The sequence below is a fragment of the Rhodospirillaceae bacterium genome (assembly GCA_040219235.1).
GTDB lineage: Bacteria > Pseudomonadota > Alphaproteobacteria > Rhodospirillales > Rhodospirillaceae > WLXB01.
Genome location: JAVJSV010000012.1, coordinates 121,856 through 141,037 on the forward strand (window position 1 = coordinate 121,856; position 19,182 = coordinate 141,037).

Consider the following 19,182-nt stretch of genomic DNA (forward strand, 5'->3'; position numbering starts at 1 on the left):
TTTGATTCATATCATCCCAAACAACGCGCGAAACGCGTAGTCTGACTTCAAATTCGTAACGTAAGAATAAGAAAGTACAGGAGACGCTCATGACCGCTGTTCCCGATCTAACAGCTAAAAAAGATAAAGTCTGGATTCCCAAGGGACGCCCCTCGCCATTTCATGATGGCCCCGCCAATGATCAGCTTCTGTCTATGGTTATGGCGCTGACTGTTGAAGTGTCTATTTTGCGCGAACGCCTCGACACTCACGAACGCGTCTCTGAAGACAAAGGGGGGTTTGGCACCGCCGACGTGGAAGCTTACAACGCAGACCAAACCGCCAATGGCGAACGGTCGGTGTTGCGCAACCGCATCATGCACAAAGTGTTCCGTGTGTTGCGCGAAGAAGCCGCCCGGCTTGAAGCCGGCAGCGAAGAAGATTACGACGAGATTATGAAAGAGTTCGACGCCGCTTAAAGCCCTAAGCGCCGCGCTGAATCTTAACAGAAGGAAAACACTATGGACGCTCACCGCCCCCACCCGATGATGCCGGTCTCAAACCACGACGAGATCGCCGAGCAGCTGGCCATCGTAGATATGAAAATGTTTCTCGCCACCAAGCTGGATTCAGGCCAGCGGACTCTGCTGGAGAAAAAAGTCCTGCCTGAATTTAAGGCAAAGCATGGCCGCGAGCCGCGCAACCATCAGGAACTGCGCAAAGAGATGGAGCCGGAAACCGCCTATCAGGCCTTTATCACCATGGTCTCCACCGCCCAGGATATGATGTGGGATGCGGTTGGCACCTGTGTCGACCGTCAGCTTGATGATCTGATGGACCTGGCGGAAATTGAAAACCCCAAGGGCTCCGTGCGCATCAACCCGGATTTGGAAGTGCCGCGTTATATTTCGGCGCAGGATATTCACCGTATGCCGGGCAACTATCATGGCACCTATGGCGAGCGTGATGTGCGTCAGGGTGCGGTGTTTGACCGCGGCGCGGTGGTCTATCAAATGGGCCGCAACGGCGGTTACATGAACGACATCCGCGGCCACACCATCGTGTCGCACTACTTCTCACGCTGGCCCGACGCCAAGCCGCTGCGCATTCTTGATATGGGCTGCACCGTTGGCCACTCCACCCTGGCCATTGCTAGCTACTTCCCAGAGGCGGAAACCCACGCCATCGATGTCGGCGCTGGCATGATGCGCTATGCCCATGCCCGGGCCGAACGTCTCAACATCCCTGTGCACTTCTCACAACAGAATGCGGAATGCACAGATTTTGAAGATGAGAGTTTCGATCTCATCACTTCAAGCGCGATGCTGCATGAAACTTCGGGCAAGGCGATGCCGAACATTTTCAAGGAATGTCATCGCCTGTTGAAACCCGGTGGTGCCATGGTCCATCTGGAAGTGCCTGGTCGCCTGGAAGAAATGGACACCTGGAGCCGCATTCGCGGTGACTACGAAATCCAGTACAATTACGAGCCCTTCTGGAAAGGCGCACTAACCGCAGATTTTGAAAAGCTGTGTAAAGACACCGGCTTTAAAGATGTGGCTATTGGCTATCAGGATGCAGCGTTTAAAGCTGAACGTGGCAACACCCAGTTCGGTGGTCCGTCAAAAGGCGTTCACCGGTCTTGGCTGATGATCTCAGGTGTGAAGTAAACACCACACTCTGATCGAAATTTTATAATTATAAAATGCCGTAGGTGGTCGTAGTCATCTGCGGCATTTTTATATTTACCGCGATTTTGGGACTGCTCTCAGATCCAACCGGCGCCGGATCGCGTCATGGACTTTGGGCGTCAGGCGGAAATTCCACATGATCAAAACACCGATGAGAGAAAAGACCATGGGCACCAGGGTCGAAATGTATTTCACGGCGGTCATGGCGGTTTCGGAATTGTCCTGTGCTCCCGGCTGAAAGCCGAAGAAGCCGAACGCAACCAGCGTTAGCCCGCCCATGGCGATCCCAATTTTGTTGGTCAGAAACAGCACCGATAAATGCAGCCCGGCTTCTTCAGACCCGTTTTTCCAATGATCATAATCCGCGGCGTCGGCGGCCAGCCCAATCGGCATCATCCATTTCCCATCGGCGGCGGCCCCCAACAGCAAGTAAGGAAAAATCACCGCGAACAACGAGCCAGATGGAATCACGCTCAACAGCAAAAACCCGAGCACCATACAGATCCCGGCAAAGGCCAAGCCGCGCCCGCGTCCCACCCAGCGCGCGATGTAGCCCCAGGCCGGAACGGTGATCAGCGCAAACCCCTGCATGATCACAATCAGCAGTAAAAAGTTCTGCGGCATTTTTAAAATGTAGGCCAAGTAAAAGGGTTGCGCCGCGGCCCACAACTGCACACTGATTTGCAGAAAGAAATTCCCCATCACCATACGAGCAAAGGGCTTGTTGCGTTGAAACAGGCGCAGAGTCTTTGCCCAGTTGATTGGCGCTGGTGGTTTTATCCCTTCCTTCACCGAGAACAGACAGGCGGCTACGGTCACCGGCAACAACACCAGCACCACGATCGCAATCAAAAACATAATCTCTTGATAGGGCACATTGCCTTGGCCGTTGAAGGCCAAGATGCGGTCGAGCCGGTCTGGCACATCGACGCTGCCATCCATCGCCCAGCCGAAAACGCTTTGTTTAAGCGTTGCGCTTTGTGGGCTGAGAAAAAAGAACGGAATTAAAAGGCACAGAAAAACGCCAAAGGTGTTGAACAGCCCGAGGAAGACATTAATGCGCGTGCGTTGCTTGTAGTCATTGTTCAGTTCTGCTCCCCAGGCCTGATGGGGAATAAACACCATGGTCCAAGATACATAAACAAACACCACAGCCACTTGCAGACCCAGCGTCGTCATGTCGTCTGACGGGACAAACAGATTCCATACCGCCAGCATCAGCAGTGGTGCGCCTGCCAAAATCCACGGCCGCCGTCGCCCTAACCGCGACGTGGTGCGGTCCGAGAGAAACCCGATCAATGGGTCAGATACCGCATCCACCAAGCGCGCAAAAATCAGGGCCGCTCCAACCGCGGCCACATCAAACCCCAAGTCTTGCGCATAGAAGCTGGGCAGAAACAGAACCAAGGGGACGAACGCCACCGTCACCGGGGTCAGGGGCGAGGCAAACGCGGCCAGCCGCCACATATTTTGTTTTTCCATTCTGCCGTCCCCATAAGTTCTGTGATCAGCGCATAGCTGTGAAACGTTCAGCCTATTGCGTCAAACGTGATGTGCATACTCGTCAGGCCGCGCAGAATAAAACTCGGCGCGTGTTCTGGGGCAGAATGGTTGGGGTCCAAAGCGATGTTATCCAGGCGTGTTAACAGGGCCGTGATGGCAATCTCCAATTCCTTGCGCGCCAACATCTGTCCGATGCAGCGGTGAATGCCATGACTAAAGGCTAAATGCCTGTTCGCGTTTTTACGGGTCACATCCAGTTTTGCGGCCGCTGCAAATTTCTTGTCGTCTCGATTGGCTGCGCCGTAGGCCACATAGATCTTTGCGCCTTTGGGAATGTTGTATTCACCTAACACCGTGTCCTGTGTCGCCGTTCTAAACAGACCCTGAACCGGGCTTTCCAGCCGTAAGGACTCTTCGACGAAATTGGGGACCAAAGATAAATCATCGCGCAACATTTGCTGTTGGTCCGGATGTTCAATCAAAAGCAACATCGACTTGGCCAAGTGATTACGTGTGGTTTCGTTGCCAGCCACCAACAGCTGCTGAATGATGGCCAGCAGTTCTTCCGTGCTGAGGGAGCTGCCATCGTCATGTGTCGCGGCGACCAGCTCTGATAAAATGTCCGTTGCGGGGGTCTGCTTTTTCTCGGCGATGCGCTCCACAAAGTAATGTTGGTACTCAATAATCAGTCGGGTGCATTCCAGCTTGCGCTCGGGGCTCAGCATGATCCCCAAGGTTTCAATAATCGCATCCGTCCAGATTTTAAACTTATCCAAATCAGACTGCGGCGCGCCCAGCTGATCCGCAATCACACCCAGCGGCAACGGCACCGCGAACGCTGTAAAAAAGTCGCAGCGACCCTGATTGATAAAACCATCAATCAGCTGTTGGGTGTGATGGGTCAGGTAGTCTTCCATGCGTCGCACAATCGGGCCGGTGAAAGTCCGGTCCACCAGCTTGCGATAAAACGTGTGGCTCGGCGGGTCGACCTGGCTCAGCACATCGTTGACGATGTAGCCGTCTTTCTTGAACAGCGCATCGCTTTCAGACGTGTCTGGTCCTCCGACATCGGTGCGCATATCAATTTCGGACGAGAACACCTCCCAGTTGGTCAGCGCCTCCACCGCCAAGTCGTAATCGGCGATCATCCATAGGTCTGTTGCGGCGTCGTAATGCACAGCTTCTTGTGCGTGCATCGCTTTGTAATAAGGGTAAGGACATTGCTGCACAGCCGGGTCGGCAATGGTGAGGGCGTCCAGGGGTTTTGTTTCTTCGGTCATGCCGCCGCTCATGATAGTGATCCCGGTGCAGGTTTTAAGATACCGGCGTCGCGCAAACGCTCAATGTGTGCTTTCACCAACACCGGGCCTTCGCTGCCCACCTCCATCGGTGTTTCAAGAAAACAATCCAATGGAAAGCCAGGGTAATCTTTGTAGGCTTGCACAATGGCATCCGGATTAAAGCGGGCCAGAGCATTCTCATGGGCTGAGGCCCGGGCGCGGCGCAACGCGCCAAGATCAATCCGACCGACCTGGGGAATGATCCCAGGTCCATCCGCATGGGTCGCCAAGTTACCGTTAAAATCAATCAGGCTGGAGTGGCCTCGGTTCATCCCGGTAATTGCCATACCCGGCGCAAATTGTTCGCTGCCGGCATTCGCGCAGGCGACATAGGTCATGTTCTCAGAAGCATGGGCCCGCTTGGCCGACCACCACGCTGGCACCCGCTCGCTGTGAATTTCCGAGGTCGGGTTGCAAATCACTTCAGCACCTTTCAGCGCCATCATTCGCCACAGCTCTGGCCAGTTCGAATCAAAACAAATGGCCGTGCCCAAAACACCAATGTCGGTGTCGACCACTGGGATCAGCGCGTCAAACCCGTAGCGTTCCACATAGTCTGTGTAGATGTTGCCCGGGGTGGTGATGTTCAGGATGCCATTCAGGTCGGCGCATTGCAGCTTGCGATAACGCAGAATGATCTCACCCTGCGGTGAGATGATGATCGACGTGTTGAAATACCGTCGCGGCCACTCGGGGTCATATTCCAAAACTGCGCCGCAGAGGTAAACGCCTGTGTCTTTGGCGAAGGCGGCCAATGTGTCGGTTTCCGGGCCGGGCACCCGAATGCCCATCTTCTCCCAGTAATCCAAATCGCCCGGGGTCGAGCCCTGTAAAAAGAACTCCGGAAAAATCACCAGGCGTGTGGTTGGCCGCGCGGCAAACATGCGCGCCAGCCCCAAACCTCGCGCCATATTGTCGGCAATGGCTTCGTCCCGATCATGCGGACCAGTGGCAAACCGCTCATGGGTTTGCATTAGCAACACATCGTAGACCGGTGCTGCTGCGGCATCGTTCTCCGTCGGATGCGCTATCGGTGTTGCGGCCACCTGCTCATAAGCTTTGGCGTAAAGCGCGGTGCGCAGTTGCGCCGGAAAGTTGATCCAGGGTTCGCTGCGCCGGGTGCGTAAAGACGAAATGTCCATCACGGCAGAAGCCGGTGACTCTGTGGAAGACGCCATCAGTGCGCCGGAATGATTCCAAACTTCTGCCAGCCCGGTAATCGGCTCACCGGGAATAAGCTGATGGGCGTCATCGACAACACCTGACAACGCCGCGCTGGTCATCGCCACAATACTTTCCCAGCACCGCGCACCGCGCGACATGTGGCGGGCGTTGGTGCGGTGGTTGGCGATCTCGATGGTCGGGTTCAAAATAATTTCTGCCCCTTTAAACAGGCAGGCCCGTACATACTCCGGATGGGTAACGTCGTCTTTAGGCAGGCAGGCGAGATCACCGTGGGGTGTGGTCAATACGGCAAACTCAAAGGCCTCTTTTTGATCAGACACCATTTGATCAGATACGAGGGTCTGGGTCAGCGCGATCTCGCCCGTTGGATCAATGATAAATCCCGTGTGCCCGTCGCCAAACCGGTCAGAAGCCGCGATATAAACGCCCAACTCTACTGCCGCCGCTTTCAGCTCAGCCAGCGGCGGGTTCTCGCATGATTCTGCCACCTCACCGAAGCCACCGCTCAGCACATAGGCGGGCAGCACGATCACTTTGAGGCCCGGCGTGGTGATGGCCAGTGTTCGCGCCGCTTGCGCCGCACGAGCCGCATTCAGGGTCAGGTGATGGTCAACATGTCCGCTGACGGCCTGTAGCGGCAGCCCGGCGATGGTGTAGTGCAGGGGATTGGTCATAGGTCTCTCTCTTGATGCTCAACGTTCATACAGAGGAGACCGCGTTCAATAAGGCATTGCCATACCCCCGCTCATATGGTTCGCATTGCGAACCGTTAATTTTCGAGAGGTCGAATAGGGGCTATGGCTGATCGTGTTCGATCTCTCAAGCGTGGGCTCGATATCCTCACGGCGCTCAATGCGTACAATGGCGCAACGCTGCCATTTCTGGCGAAGTCTACGGGCCTGAACCGCGGCACCGTGTACCGCATGCTTCTGACCCTTCAAGACGAGGGTTTTGTGCGTCGTGATACAGAGGAGCGCTATTGGTTGTGCGGCAAGGTGCAAGCCTTGGCTGACGGCTATCACGATGAACAGTGGATTGATGACATTGTCAGGCCAGCCATCAAAGAGGTGGGGCAATCCTTGTTGTGGCCCGTTTCACTTGTCACGCCGTCCGGCTTGTCCATGCTGGTCAGAATCACGACGGATCATGACAGTCCGCTTGCTGTTCATCACGTCCCGACGGGGTGGCGCAATCCCATTGCGGGCAGTGCGTCGGGTCAGGTTTATCTCGCCTACTGTGATGATGCCCAGCGGGAAACCGTGCTTGATCTGGTGTGCACGTCCTCTAAAGATCCGCGAGATCAAGTTGCTCAAAATCGCACACAGTTCGACGTGATTATGAAGATGGTCCGGCACAAAGGTTTTGCTTACGCCAACCTCCAAGGCCGCGAATTTGCCTACGCTTTGCCGGTTCTGACTCAAAATAGGTATCTCGCCAGTTTGGTCATCCGTGTGCTCGAGAACGCACTGCGTCCCGCCGAGGTGATTGAAAAAATTATCCCGAAACTTAAAAAGACAGCTCTTCAGATTGGCGAAGAGTTCAGCGCGATGGTGTCTTAGAGGCTCAGCGTCCCGATACTTCGGAACGTCAAAGCCAAGTATAGAGTAACGAACCAGAGGACGACCAAACCAATTGTGAAAAAGGGCTTCCTCAGCCCGCGCCGCGCGCGCTGCTGTTCTTGAGCCGTCGAAGGCTGTGCCGCTAAAACTTCATCCATAGAGCGGGCCGCTGGGGCATAAAGACCCTTAAAATTTTGTGGCCTCGCCGGATCCGCCTGCTGAATCGAAGCAAGCCCCGAACCTTTGATCATCCACCGTGGGACTGTAAAAGTCTTTTGTCCAGGAATATCAAGCCACTGCCGAAGTTTGAGAATAATTTCCTTGAGGCTCAGAACATTCGGCCCCACCGGCTCTATCATCTTGCGGCTAAACGACGACGCCTCTGCCAATTCGCAGATAATGCCAACCAAGTCTTCCATGCAGATGGGTTGATAGCGTTCCTCACCGCTGCCCGGGATCAGCGCCGCGCCCGGCCCGACCGCCAGGGTTTGTAGCAGGGAGCTTCCTTCGAAAGTTCCACCAAAAACACTCCGGGCGTAGATCAGAGTGGGTCGCACAATCACCCAGTTCAGATCAGACGTTTTCAAGCTGTCCTCTAGGGCTGATGGGGCTCCATCCACATGAACAAAGCGCATAACACCGCGTTCCAGGCAGGCGTTCAGAAGGGTGTCTGGAGTTTTAGCCAAGCCCGTGCAGTGAACGACTGCGTCCACACCCGCTAAAAAATCTCGCCACTGATCAGCAGTTTTCAGTTTCGCCACATCCGCGCGATGAGACACAAAACGCGGATGGCTTGCCAGCGATGGAGGTGTTTTGCCGCGATGCAGCCCAACCACGGTGTGACGCCGCTCCAGCAAGGCCGCCACCACGTGGCGCCCAATGAAGCCGGTCGCGCCGATCACCAAGAGCTTAGCCATGGGAGGAGTCATCCCTGCTCATGATAGCAATTCCTGCACAATCCCGTTCAATACCAGTCGTCCACGCCGTGTTGTTCGAAGTATATCTGAAGATAACTGTATAAGCTTCTCAGATTCCATCATCTTCAGGCTCTCTTCAGAGATTACTTTAAATCGAGGCACACCTGTAACACGTTCCAAGTGACCCAAATCCAGACCTTCGTCTAGCCGCAACCCCATTAACACCATTTCTATGGCCCGGTCTTCTTGTCCGATTGCGGTCTCGCTCTGTGTCCCATGGCCATCAGACGCCACGCGTTTCAGCCATTGTGCCGGGGGTTTAAGACGCTGGGTTGCATAGAGTGCGTCGCCAACCTGAACCCGGCCATGCGCTCCGGGGCCAATCCCGGCGTAGGCTCCGCCCTTCCACACGTGGACATTATGCCGGCTGGCATCTCCAGTTCGGGCATGATTGGACACCTCATAGGAGTGAAGCCCGGCGGCTGCCAGCAGGTCCTGAGTCAGGTCGAACAACTCAGAGCCGCTATTTTCATCCGGCAAGGTAAACGCCCCTCGCTCGTAGTCTTTCTTGAACGGTGTCTGGTCTTCAATGGTCAGCTGATAACACGATAAATGCCCACCGCCTGCCGAAATCAGCAGGTCGAGGGCCCCTGAAAGTTCTGTCTGCCACTGCTCAGACGTCTGATCAGGGCGGGCATAAATCAGGTCGAACGACAACCGGTCGAAAATGGACCCTGCTAAGGTCACGGCGGCCTTCGCCTCTGCGGCGGAGTGCTTACGCCCCAGAAATTTGAGTTGCGCGTCATTCAGGCTCTGAACCCCCAGCGACAGGCGGTTGACCCCGGCGTCGCGAAAGGCGGCAAAGCGTGCGGCATCCACCGTTCCGGGATTGGCCTCCAACGTGACCTCTAAGTCAGGTTCAGAAGACCAAGACGCTTTAGCGGCCTCTATGATGGCGCGCGTGGTCTCCGCATCCATCAGAGAGGGTGTGCCGCCACCGAAGAAAATGGACTCTAATCTGACATCAGAGGTGCGCGCCGCCTCAAAAGCCAGTTCGGTTAACAGGGCCTCACGCCATTCCGCATGGTCAACGGTATCGACAACATGGCTGTTAAAGTCACAGTAAGGGCATTTGGACACGCAAAACGGCCAATGCACATAAAGCGCTATTCCGGGTGTGGTGCCGGGCGGACTGCTCATAAGAGGGTCATGCGAAACAGGCAGCCACTAGCTTAGCGAAGGCGTCTGCGCGATGGCTCATCTGGTGTTTTTTGTCCGGGTCCATCTCGGCAAAGGTGATGCTGTGGCCCTCAGGTATAAAAATGGGGTCATATCCGAAGCCCAAATCGCCGCGTTTTGGAAAGACCAGGCTGCCATGAACGGTGCCTTCGAAGGTTTCACAATGACCATCGGGCCAGGCCAGAGTGAGAGCGCAGACAAAATGGGCTGAGCGGTCAGTCGCGTCCTCCAATTCTGCTTCTATACGCTCCATCGCCACATCAAAGTCTTTGGACGGCCCTGCCCAGCGGGCCGAGTATATGCCCGGGGCGCCGCCTAAAGCCGACACTGCCAAACCGGAATCATCGGCGAGGGCGACGCTTTTGGAAGCCTTAGCCGCCGCGAGGGCTTTAAGCTCTGCATTGGCTTTGAAGGTGGTCCCTGTTTCCTCTGGTTCTGGTAAATCCAGCTCGCTAGCCGAAATAACGTCTGCGGAATAGGGCGCAAGCAGCTCTCTTATCTCGCGCACTTTGCCTGCATTGTGGCTGGCCACAACAAGTCGCCCGCCCTCGAAACACCGATTGCTCACACTTATCAACTCCTGGTCAAACCTGAACCGTAATAGCGTCAAGCGCGGCTTGCTGCATCTTCACAAGATCGGCGCAGCCGGTTTGGGCCAAGTCCAACAGGTTTTGAAACTCAGCGGCCGTAAAGGGATGTTCTTCTGCGGTGCCCTGAATCTCAACGATCTTACCGGATCCTGTCAGCACAAAATTAGCGTCGGCCTGCGCCTTTGAGTCCTCGGCATAATCCAAATCCAGCACAGGTGTTCCCTGATATAAACCGCAGGATATGGCGGCCACAGGTTCCGTGAAGGGCATCTCGATCATCACGCCTAGATCAATCATGCGCGTAAAAGCTTGGTGCAGCGCCAGATAAGCGCCGGTGATCGAGGCTGTTCGCGTGCCGCCGTCGGCTTGGATTACGTCACAATCAACCCGCACCTGGACCTCGCCAAAGCCATCCATTTTAACGACAGACCGAAGCGCCCGGCCAATCAAACGCTGAATTTCCTGCGTGCGACCCGATTGACGGCCTTTGGCGGCTTCCCGGTCCATGCGCGTGTTCGTGGCCCGGGGCAGCATGCCATACTCAGCGGTGATCCAGCCTTTTCCGCTGCCCCGCATCCAGCCGGGCACTTGTGTTTCAACGCTGGCCGCGCACAACACGTGTGTATCGCCAAACTTCACCAAGCAAGACCCTTCAGCATGTTTGGCAAAACCTAATTCAAAAGTGACCTGTCTCAGGTCTGAAGGTGAGCGGCCAGAAGGGCGCATAAAGTGTCTCCTTAATATCGCCCAGGAGTGGCGCGATGGGATGAGGGGAGGTATACGCTCTCCATACCCGGTGCTCTAGGGGTAGAACAAGGCCCTGGATTGCAACATGGCACGATCTGAACCCATTCATCAGCTGGCGATGTACGGCCCCTGCTTCGGACCGGTCAACCGGGGTATATCAAATTTAAGCTCGAGCGCCGGTTGCGCAAAATCGGGATCAGTGCCGTTTCTGGCACCTTATATGACGCTGGTGGTTATCCTGCTCTGGTCCCTGGTCCTGGCAAGGTCGTGGTTGAAGTGTTCCGAAGTCTGGATCCGAAAGTCCTTGAAGACTTAGATCGTTATGAAGGCTTCAATCAGGACCGGCCGCATCAGTCCCTGTATCGGCGCGTTCTTCTTGACCTTCCGGACGATTGGGGATCGGCGTGGTGTTACGTTTACAATCGCCCAGTCCGTGCCTTGCCCATCATCAGATCAGGTGATTGGTTGGCAAGGCACATTTAATTCACATGACCCTTCATTGACGGGTGCCACAGCCTTCCTTACATACCCGGACATGGAACGCAGCTTTTCATCCTTAATCAGTGCTGGAACTGAGCCTCTATTGGAGCTCAACGCCCGCTCGCGAGAAGTCTTTCGGCATATCGTTGATGCTTATGTTGAGACGGGCGAGCCAATTGGATCGCGCACCATCGCGCGAAAGTTGGATGATTCTTTATCCGCGGCCACCATTCGCAACGTCATGTCTGATCTGGAACTGGCGGGTCTCTTGTTTGCGCCCCATACGTCTGCCGGTCGTTTGCCAACGGAAGCAGGTTTAAGGCTATTCGTTTCCGGTCTTTTGCAGGTCGGCGGCCTGGACTCTGATGAGCGCAAGCAAATCGAAGCCCAATGCGCCAGCGCAGGTAAAAGTGTGCAAGATGTCCTGGAAGGCGCCTCGGCTACGTTATCCGGTCTCAGCCGTCAGGCAGGTTTGGTGATGTCGCCGAAATCTGAGGATTCGCTCAAGCATATTGAATTTGTCAGCCTGGGTCCGGGGCGAGCCTTGGTGGTGATGATTTCTGAGTCTGGCCTGGTGGAAAACCGGGTCATTGAAGTGCCCGATGGGTTGCCCCCCTCTGCCCTTATTGAAGCCGGTAATTTCCTGTCGGCGCGTCTTCGCGGTCAAACCCTAACGGAGACCCGTGGTAAAATTCTGACGGATCTAGAACAGCACCGCGCCCAGTTGGATGAACTGACGTCTAAGCTGGTGGCTGACGGATTGGCGACATGGTCCGGTGATCAGTCTTCCGGGGGTTCTCTTATCATTCGGGGACAAGCCAACCTGCTCAACGATGTGACAGCGCTGGAAGATTTGGAACGCGTGCGCCATTTATTTGAGGTGCTGGAGACGCGCGAACAGATGATCCGCCTGGTCGATCTGGTCGGCGAGGCGCAAGGCGTCCAGATTTACATTGGGGCAGAGAATGAACTGTTTAATCTTGCCGGGTGTTCAATGGTGGTTGCACCCTTTAAGAACGGCAGGGAACAGATCGTTGGTGCGGTGGGGGTCATAGGGCCGACACGCATCAATTACGCACGCATCATTCCGATGGTGGATTACACGGCTAAGGTGGTCGGTCGTCTCCTCGGACAATCCTAAAAATAGACTACACAGGACTCTCGACTATGTCTGATACCAACGATAACGCTCAAAACCCAACGTCAGAGGAAGGCCGACCGCAACAGAACGAAGCGGCTTTTGAGACGACGCCCGCGGCAGCTGCGCCTACTGCCGCCGAAGTTGCTGCAGAAGAGTTTGCTGCAGAAGCTGCTTCAAATGCTGGCCAGGCTGAAGATGCGCCACCGACACCGGAAGAGCGTATTGCGCAATTGGAAGCGGCCTTGGCCGATGCACACCGCAATCGCTTGCTGGCCCTTGCCGAGGCTGAAAATGCAGGCAAACGCGCTGACAGACGTATTTCAGACAATGCCAAATATGCAACGTCGAACATTTGTAAGGCGATCCTGCAAGTTGCTGACAATCTCGAGCGCGCCTTGTTGGCCGCCCCCGAAGAGTTGCGCGTCGGCAATGACGTTGTGAAAAACCTCGCTGTGGGGGTGGAGATGACCGGCAAGGAACTGGCGACCGTTTTGGAATCACAAAATGTCAAAAAGTTTGTCTCTCTGAACCAGCCGTTTGACGCCAACCTTCATCAAGCCATGCAGGAGGTTGAGCGCACAGATGTGCCGTCCGGCACGGTCGTGCAAGTGGTCCAGGACGGCTACATGATGGCGGATCGCCTGTTGCGCCCGGCCATGGTTGTGGTTTCAAAAGGGGGCCCAAAGCGCGCCGCCCCTGAGGATGCTGCTGCGGATAACAACGCAGGCGTTGATAAATCGGTCTAACCGATAAGCTGGTCTAACCGTAAGTCACGATCGTATTTTTCTGGTTAGCCACGACGTGTGCTTGAACTGCCGGGAACGCCGTGTCACGACTCTGGTATAAGTTTCTAAGTAGGACTTAGGCTATCAGGGAGTGGCAGTATGCAGATCACACGTGGGCGCGTGGTTATCGGGTTTATCGCAACGTTGGGGTTGATTGCCCCAGTTACGGCTGAGCCACTTGATCAGACGGTTGGCCAAATCTTAAGGGTCGACCTTAATAGCCTTGCTGAACCGAATCCCGAGTATGAGGGCCGTCCGCGCGAAATGAATTTTTCGCGCCCGCGCGAGCGCACTCCTGAAGACAAGCCCATTGTGCCGGAAGGATTTCGCGTCGCCCTGTATGCAGAAGGGTTGGTGCATGCCAGAAATATGGCGGTCGCGCCCAACGGCGATGTCTTTATTGCTGAGCCGCGGGCAAATCGCATTACCGTTCTGAGAGATTCCGATCAAGATGGGGTCGCAGATGAAATCTTCACGTATATTGATAACCTCAACATGCCCCATGGCATTGCGTTCATTCAGGACGCGGTCTTAATTGCCGATAAGGTTGGCGTTCGCAAATACCCCTACAGCGCAGACGGAACCGTCACCCCGTCCTCTAGCCAATTACTCACGCCGTTGGGCGCGCTGGGCGATCCCGAGACACGTTTTCACTGGTCCCGCAATGTAGCCGTGCATCCAGATGGAAGCCGTTTTTACGTCGGTGTCGGGTCTGCCAGCAATCTTGATGAAGACCCGGAGCCCTACGCCACCATTCAGGAATTCCCTATGAGCGGCGGGCCGGGCCGGACATTTGCATCTGGGATTCGTGTTCCGACCGAAGTCAAATTTTATCCGGGAACGGAAGACCTTTATACTGTTGTCAACGAGCGTGACCGGCAGGGCAATGAATTGGTGCCGGATTACTTTACGCGGGTGCCAGATGGTGCGTTCTTCGGCTGGCCGTACAGTTATATGGGCTCTAACCCGCAACCGGGTTTTGCCGACCGGCGCCCGGATTTGGTGGCCGCAGCGATTGCACCGGACGTGCCTTTTCTCTCCCATTCAGCGGCAATTGATCTTGAGTTCTATACCGGCGCACAGTTTCCTGAGGCCTATCGCGGCGGCGCTTTTGTAACCCTGCACGGATCGTGGAATGCGAGCCAGCCGCGCGGCTACTCGCTGGTGTATGTGCCGTTCAGTGACGGAAAACCAATTGGTGAGTACCAGGTTTTTGCGGTTGGTTTTTGGAATGGCGACGCTGAAAACAGCCAGGTCTGGGGCCGCCCCGCCGGTGTAGTGATGCTGTCCGATGGCAGTGTGTTGTTATCCGATGATGTGGGCCAGACGGTGTGGAGAATCACCTATGTGGAATAGGCTCGGTTATTTTTTGGCAATCGGAGTTCTGTTTGGTACAAATTCTGTAACGGCTCAGGAGTTGTTTGAGCAGGAACCCGGAACCGTTATTTCGATTGATATCAACGCGCTGCCTCAACCCTATTCACCCCCAAGCCCCGCTAACCCACCACGGACGCTTCCGAAACCGGCCCGTGCCCTGCCGACCACGCTGCCTGGTTTCAGCGTCAACGCTTTTGCCTCTAGCCTCAAAGATGCGCGCAACCTTAAAGTGGCTCCCGATGGCACGGTGTTTCTCAGCGAACCCAGAATTGGCCAGATCACACTGTTGCGGGATACCGACAACGATGGCCGCGCTGATGTTGTGACGGCTTTTGCGGACGGCTTTAGAAACCCCCACGGTATTGCGATCGGCAACGGCTTTATTTTGATCGGTGATCTCAATGGCGTTTGGCGGCTGCCCTATGCTGAGGGCGACACCAAAGCATCGGTTGACCCTGTGCAGGTTACCAAACGCGGCGCGCTAGGAGATCCTGGCGGGCATTCCACGCGAAACGTGGTTCTGCACCCCGACGGGTCGCGCTTTTATGTGGCGATCGGCAGTCGTGGTAATATTGCAGAAGAGCCCGAGCCTCGCGCTACCATCCAAGAGTTCCAGATCGACGGGTCAGTGCAGCGCACCTTTGCCAGTGGGCTACGCAATCCGGTTGGTATGGCTTTCTATCCCGGCAGTTCGGATCTCTATACTGTTGTCAATGAGCGCGATGGTCTCCACGACGAGTTGGTGCCTGAGTATATGACCCGTGTGATCGACGGCGGTTTTTACGGCTGGCCTTACAGTTACATGGGGTCAAACCCTCAGCCCAACTTTGCGGATAAGCGGCCGGACTTGGTTGAAGCCACCATCGTTCCGGACACGCTGTTCCGGTCGCATTCTGCCCCCATTGGGTTGGTGTTTTACACCGGCACTCAGTTTCCGGCTGAATATCAGGGCGGTGCCTTCGTGACCCTTCGCGGGTCGTGGAATGCTGCTCAGCCGCGCGGCTATAACGTTGTGTATGTGCCTGTCGAAGACGGAGTCAGTCAAAATCAATACACGGTGTTTGCCTCCGGTCTTTGGGCCAAAGGTGAGGACAGAGCGGAGGTTTGGGGACGGCCAACCGGTATCACCATGACGCCGGAGGGCTCGCTTCTGTTTGCCGATGACGTGAGTCAAACCGTATGGCGGGTAACTTACGACGGCGCAGCACCATGAAAAAATCACCCACCACAGACTCATTTTGGGCTCAGGCGCAGACAACGGGTGTGGTTTCAGGTGATGACTATTGGGTGCGCCGGATCGGCGCCAATAAATTTGTCGTCGACAGTATTTTGTCGCTTGTTTTGGACGGTGAGAAATGCGGCACATTCGGCTTGAAGTGGCTGCACGAGCGCCAGCCTGAAACCGCGCCCGTCTTAAATGGCTATGCCGTATTGGTTAATATGGATGAAGCCCCAAAGGCCATTATCAAAACAACAAAGATCACACCTGTTGCCTATAAGGATATCACAGAGGAACATCTGGTGATCGAAGGGCCTGGTGCCCGCGCCCTTGACCGGTGGCGCGATATTCACTGGCCCTATTGGCAAGAATTATTAAAGCCCTATGACCTTCAACCAACCCAAGAGATGCTGGTGATGGTTGAACACTTCGATTTGGTCTTTCCAAAACGGGCCTAGTTCAATGCCGACTCTCAGGGCTTTAACCCCAGACGATACTCAAGTTTTGCACGTGTTCCTGGAACGGCATCGCCAATCCTCGATGTTGTTGCGCTCCAATGTGGTGCATGGCGGCTTGGTGTACGCCGGCCTACACCACCAGGGTCACTATGCCGGGTCATTTGAGGGTGATGTTTTAACGGATGTTGCGGCCCACTATTGGAACGGTAACGTTATTCTGCAAGCGCCTAAGCGGCCTTTAGAGGTCGCGCAGGCTGTGGTTAAAAATTCCGGGCGGGCCGTGAATGGGGTTCTAGGTCCCTGGTTCCAGGTTCAGGCGGTCGAACCCCATCTTGATCTTGATCGCAGCCGGCTGGGTAAGATTGTACCGGAGCATCTCTACGCGTTGCAGCTCTCAGATCTCAAAGTGCCGTCTCAACTCGCGTCAGGGAATGTTCGCCACCGATTGGCGCATAAAGATGATTTGCCTACGCTGGTGGCGTGGCGGCGAATATATGATCGCATCACTATGGGATTTCCAGAACACGCCATAAGCGACATGCGAAATGCAGACATGCTTGGTCTTATGATTGAAGATCAACGTCTTTGGGTTCTCGTGAAAGACGGCATGCTGGTCAGCATGACCGGTTTCAACGCCATACTGCCAGATACGGTCCAGGTGGGAGGCGTATTCACCCCTGAACAGCATCGTGGGCATGGTTATGCGCGATCAGCGGTCGCGGCCTCGCTGCTCGATGCGCGAGACGCTGGGGCAACAGAAGCATTATTATTTACGGAAATGGATAACTATCCAGCACAGAAAGCTTATGAAGCACTCGGTTTCGTAAACGTTGGCGACTACGGTATGATTGTTCTTGATCCATGCTAAAATTTGGAGCCGCAAAGGAGAATTAAATGACTCGAAGCATTGTTATGGGCGGCGGTGGTGCGGCGACACCGGACCACGCAAAACTAGACCCCTTCTGGGAAGACGTAAAAGGTACTGTGCCTGGTTTAGGCGAAGATCATCAAGTGCGGTCTCTTGGGATTGATGAAGAAACAACGGGTATGATCTTGGAGTTCATTAAAGCAAAAACCAAGGTTGCAACGTTCAGTTTGCCTTGGGTTATGGCTGCTGAAAAGCACCCTGAAACAAAACCCGGAACGCCCGTTATCCTCACAGGATACGATGGAACACCGCGCGCTGTCGTGCGCATCACCAGTATTCGCGAAACGACTTTTGGTGAGATTGGGCCGGAAGAAACCAAGCTAGATGGTCCGCCCGTGCAAGACCCTGACGTTTGGTTGCCGCTGCATCGGGACTATTGGAACGGCTTGCTATCGCAGTATGGAAAAAAATGTTCAGACGATATGCCCGTCTTGGTCGAGCCTTTTGAACTCTTGTATTTTAAAGAGGTATGAACATGCTGCACATTGTTGGAATATTCTTGATTATCTTATTTCCGAGTATCGCTTCTGCGACATCGGTCAATGAATTTTGGCAAGCGTGCTTGCCTGAAATTTCGACGCCCCCAGAAGACGGCTACTATCGCGTCCGCTCAATCGGCAGCACACCGGAGGCGACGGAAACCATCACCAAACTCATTCTTGCCGGTGATAAAACTGGTACGTTTACGTCTCCATGGATGTATGAAGGTGACCAGTCCATCACACCTGTGATCAGTGGTTATTCAGTCCTGACAGATTCTACTGGTACACCCCGTGCCGTGCTGCGCACAACGTCTTTGCTTACGCTGCCGTTCAATCAGATCACCGAAAAAGAAACAGCTTTGGATGGTCCGGCTATACGCTCCCTAGATGTCTGGCAGCCGATACATGTTCGGTTCTTCACCAGTGAACTTGCGACGCGCGGCAAAGCTTTTGTGGAAGACATGCCGGTGAGTGTCGAAAAATTTGAGGTGGTGTGCACGGGTTAAGGACTGTGCTGTAAAATACACTCCGCTTCGATTTCCACCAGCCAGTCTTTGACCAAGAGTTCCTTCACAACCACCATGGTTGCGGCTGGTTTTATGGACGCAAAGACCTCCCCGTGCGCGCGTCCGACCTCTTGCCAGTCCTCTGCATGGACCAAGTAAATGCGTGTTCTAACAACATCTTCCATGCGCCCGCCGAGATTCGTTATGGCGTGGGCAATGATCTCCAGGCAGCGCTTGGCTTGGCCATACGCGTCGCCTGGGTTGGCTGTTGTTCCATCCGTAGCAATAGGGCCGGTGCCTGAAACCACGATCGTATGACCAACGCGCACAGCACGGCAGAACCCAATTGAGGTTTCGTAAGGAGAGCCGGATGTTGTTGATGTGCGACTCATAATAAACCTCTATTAATTTCCCTCTATAGGGCACGTCGAAACGTCAGGCTGACGCGCCCGTCAAGACCGGCAAGCGGGCTGGTCCCGGGATAAATTTTCCGGATGCCATGAAACCGCATGCGGCTCTCCCCGCCCATGATGATGACGTCGCCGCTTTCAACCAGCACAGTGTGCGGCTTGTCCGATCTTTTCAATCCGCCGATCAGAAAATCTGCCGCCGCCCCCAAACACACGGTAACAATTGGATATGAAAAATCGGCCTCGTCCTTATCTTGATGCAGGCCCATTTTTGCCCGGTTTTCGTAATGGTTGATCAGGCAGGCATCGGGCTGAAATCCGGCTACACCGGTTTTTGCCAGAACGGTTTTGAGCGTCTCAATAAACAGCTCAGGCATGAGCGGCCATGGTTTTCCGGATTTGGGATTTGTCGTGGTGTAGCGATATCCCTGTCTGTCGCTCCACCATCCCACGCGTCCGCAGTTGGTCATTCTGGCTGATGTCTGGTATCCGCTTCGCACTTCAGCAGCATCGGACGGCGCTTCAGCCCATATCTCTTGAACGGCCTCTAAGAGCTGTGCCTGCGTTCTTTTATCAATCGCCAGCGATTTAATCTGAAATCCGCTCGGGAGCGGGTTGAAACCGGGTAAAGCGTGCTGCATGAGGG

20 protein-coding genes are annotated in these 19,182 nt (G+C 54.9%); 11 read left to right on the forward strand and 9 right to left on the reverse strand.

What is annotated here, in order from left to right:
• The first annotated feature begins 89 nt into the window (after positions 1 to 89).
• Positions 90 to 458 carry a hypothetical protein gene (locus tag RIC29_10820; GenBank protein ID MEQ8735407.1) on the forward strand — a complete coding sequence of 123 codons (369 nt, stop codon included), beginning with the start codon at positions 90 to 92 and terminating at the stop codon, positions 456 to 458.
• Between the two features lie 42 nt (positions 459 to 500).
• The gene (locus tag RIC29_10825) at positions 501 to 1,649 is read left to right on the forward strand and encodes a class I SAM-dependent methyltransferase (GenBank protein MEQ8735408.1); all 1,149 of its coding nucleotides are present in this window, start codon (positions 501 to 503) and stop codon (positions 1,647 to 1,649) included.
• 75 nt (positions 1,650 to 1,724) lie between these two features.
• On the opposite strand, the gene RIC29_10830 is transcribed toward RIC29_10825, so the two are convergent.
• Genes RIC29_10830 through RIC29_10840 form a run of 3 tightly spaced genes read right to left on the reverse strand, consistent with a single transcriptional unit; the run spans position 1,725 to position 6,372 of the window.
• Entirely contained in the window at positions 1,725 to 3,152 is a 1,428-nt protein-coding gene (locus RIC29_10830; protein MEQ8735409.1) for an MFS transporter, read from the reverse strand.
• A gap of 47 nt (positions 3,153 to 3,199) precedes the next feature.
• Positions 3,200 to 4,453, reverse strand: a complete 1,254-nt coding sequence (locus RIC29_10835; protein ID MEQ8735410.1) for a cytochrome P450 — start codon at positions 4,451 to 4,453, stop codon at positions 3,200 to 3,202.
• 8 nt (positions 4,454 to 4,461) lie between these two features.
• Positions 4,462 to 6,372 carry a nitrilase-related carbon-nitrogen hydrolase gene (locus RIC29_10840; GenBank protein ID MEQ8735411.1) on the reverse strand — a complete coding sequence of 637 codons (1,911 nt, stop codon included), beginning with the start codon at positions 6,370 to 6,372 and terminating at the stop codon, positions 4,462 to 4,464.
• A 123-nt stretch (positions 6,373 to 6,495) separates the two neighbouring features.
• Here RIC29_10840 and RIC29_10845 point away from each other — a divergent pair, with 123 nt between their 5' ends.
• Positions 6,496 to 7,257, forward strand: coding sequence for a helix-turn-helix domain-containing protein (locus tag RIC29_10845; GenBank protein MEQ8735412.1), 762 nt, complete (start codon positions 6,496 to 6,498; stop codon positions 7,255 to 7,257).
• Here RIC29_10845 and RIC29_10850 read toward each other — a convergent pair.
• Genes RIC29_10850 through rph form a run of 4 tightly spaced genes read right to left on the reverse strand, consistent with a single transcriptional unit; the run spans position 7,254 to position 10,729 of the window.
• Positions 7,254 to 8,174 (reverse strand): NAD(P)H-binding protein, encoded by a 921-nt coding sequence (locus tag RIC29_10850; GenBank protein MEQ8735413.1) that lies wholly within the window; start codon positions 8,172 to 8,174, stop codon positions 7,254 to 7,256. The two genes, RIC29_10845 and RIC29_10850, sit on opposite strands and share 4 nt — an antisense overlap.
• Before the next feature lie 18 nt (positions 8,175 to 8,192).
• A complete protein-coding gene (hemW, locus tag RIC29_10855) occupies positions 8,193 to 9,374 on the reverse strand; it encodes a radical SAM family heme chaperone HemW (protein ID MEQ8735414.1) in 1,182 nt (393 codons plus the stop codon).
• Between the two features lie 7 nt (positions 9,375 to 9,381).
• Complete coding sequence (gene rdgB, locus RIC29_10860) at positions 9,382 to 9,981, reverse strand: RdgB/HAM1 family non-canonical purine NTP pyrophosphatase (protein ID MEQ8735415.1); 600 nt, start codon at positions 9,979 to 9,981, stop codon at positions 9,382 to 9,384.
• Between the two features lie 16 nt (positions 9,982 to 9,997).
• Positions 9,998 to 10,729 carry a ribonuclease PH gene (gene rph / locus RIC29_10865; GenBank protein MEQ8735416.1) on the reverse strand — a complete coding sequence of 244 codons (732 nt, stop codon included), beginning with the start codon at positions 10,727 to 10,729 and terminating at the stop codon, positions 9,998 to 10,000.
• A gap of 556 nt (positions 10,730 to 11,285) precedes the next feature.
• Here rph and hrcA point away from each other — a divergent pair.
• The 8 genes from hrcA to RIC29_10905 all read left to right on the forward strand — a co-directional run bounded on the left by hrcA (position 11,286) and on the right by RIC29_10905 (position 18,126).
• Entirely contained in the window at positions 11,286 to 12,371 is a 1,086-nt protein-coding gene (hrcA, locus tag RIC29_10870) for a heat-inducible transcriptional repressor HrcA (protein MEQ8735417.1), read from the forward strand.
• 26 nt (positions 12,372 to 12,397) lie between these two features.
• On the forward strand, positions 12,398 to 13,117 hold the full coding sequence (locus RIC29_10875) for a nucleotide exchange factor GrpE (GenBank protein ID MEQ8735418.1): 720 nt from the start codon (positions 12,398 to 12,400) through the stop codon (positions 13,115 to 13,117).
• Positions 13,118 to 13,255: 138 nt separating this feature from the next.
• Entirely contained in the window at positions 13,256 to 14,512 is a 1,257-nt protein-coding gene (locus RIC29_10880; GenBank protein ID MEQ8735419.1) for a sorbosone dehydrogenase, read from the forward strand.
• Positions 14,502 to 15,746 carry a PQQ-dependent sugar dehydrogenase gene (locus RIC29_10885; protein ID MEQ8735420.1) on the forward strand — a complete coding sequence of 415 codons (1,245 nt, stop codon included), beginning with the start codon at positions 14,502 to 14,504 and terminating at the stop codon, positions 15,744 to 15,746. The genes RIC29_10880 and RIC29_10885 overlap by 11 nt, the downstream gene beginning before the upstream one ends.
• Positions 15,743 to 16,210 (forward strand): ASCH domain-containing protein, encoded by a 468-nt coding sequence (locus RIC29_10890; protein ID MEQ8735421.1) that lies wholly within the window; start codon positions 15,743 to 15,745, stop codon positions 16,208 to 16,210. The genes RIC29_10885 and RIC29_10890 overlap by 4 nt, the downstream gene beginning before the upstream one ends.
• Positions 16,211 to 16,214: 4 nt before the next feature.
• Positions 16,215 to 17,078 (forward strand): GNAT family N-acetyltransferase, encoded by an 864-nt coding sequence (locus tag RIC29_10895; protein MEQ8735422.1) that lies wholly within the window; start codon positions 16,215 to 16,217, stop codon positions 17,076 to 17,078.
• Between the two features lie 26 nt (positions 17,079 to 17,104).
• Complete coding sequence (locus RIC29_10900; protein MEQ8735423.1) at positions 17,105 to 17,611, forward strand: ASCH domain-containing protein; 507 nt, start codon at positions 17,105 to 17,107, stop codon at positions 17,609 to 17,611.
• Between the two features lie 2 nt (positions 17,612 to 17,613).
• Positions 17,614 to 18,126 (forward strand): ASCH domain-containing protein, encoded by a 513-nt coding sequence (locus RIC29_10905; protein MEQ8735424.1) that lies wholly within the window; start codon positions 17,614 to 17,616, stop codon positions 18,124 to 18,126.
• On the opposite strand, the gene RIC29_10910 is transcribed toward RIC29_10905, so the two are convergent.
• On the reverse strand, positions 18,123 to 18,518 hold the full coding sequence (locus tag RIC29_10910) for a RidA family protein (protein MEQ8735425.1): 396 nt from the start codon (positions 18,516 to 18,518) through the stop codon (positions 18,123 to 18,125). The genes RIC29_10905 and RIC29_10910 overlap by 4 nt on opposite strands.
• Positions 18,519 to 18,541: 23 nt before the next feature.
• Entirely contained in the window at positions 18,542 to 19,177 is a 636-nt protein-coding gene (locus RIC29_10915) for an alpha-ketoglutarate-dependent dioxygenase AlkB (protein MEQ8735426.1), read from the reverse strand.
• Positions 19,178 to 19,182: the final 5 nt, after the last annotated feature.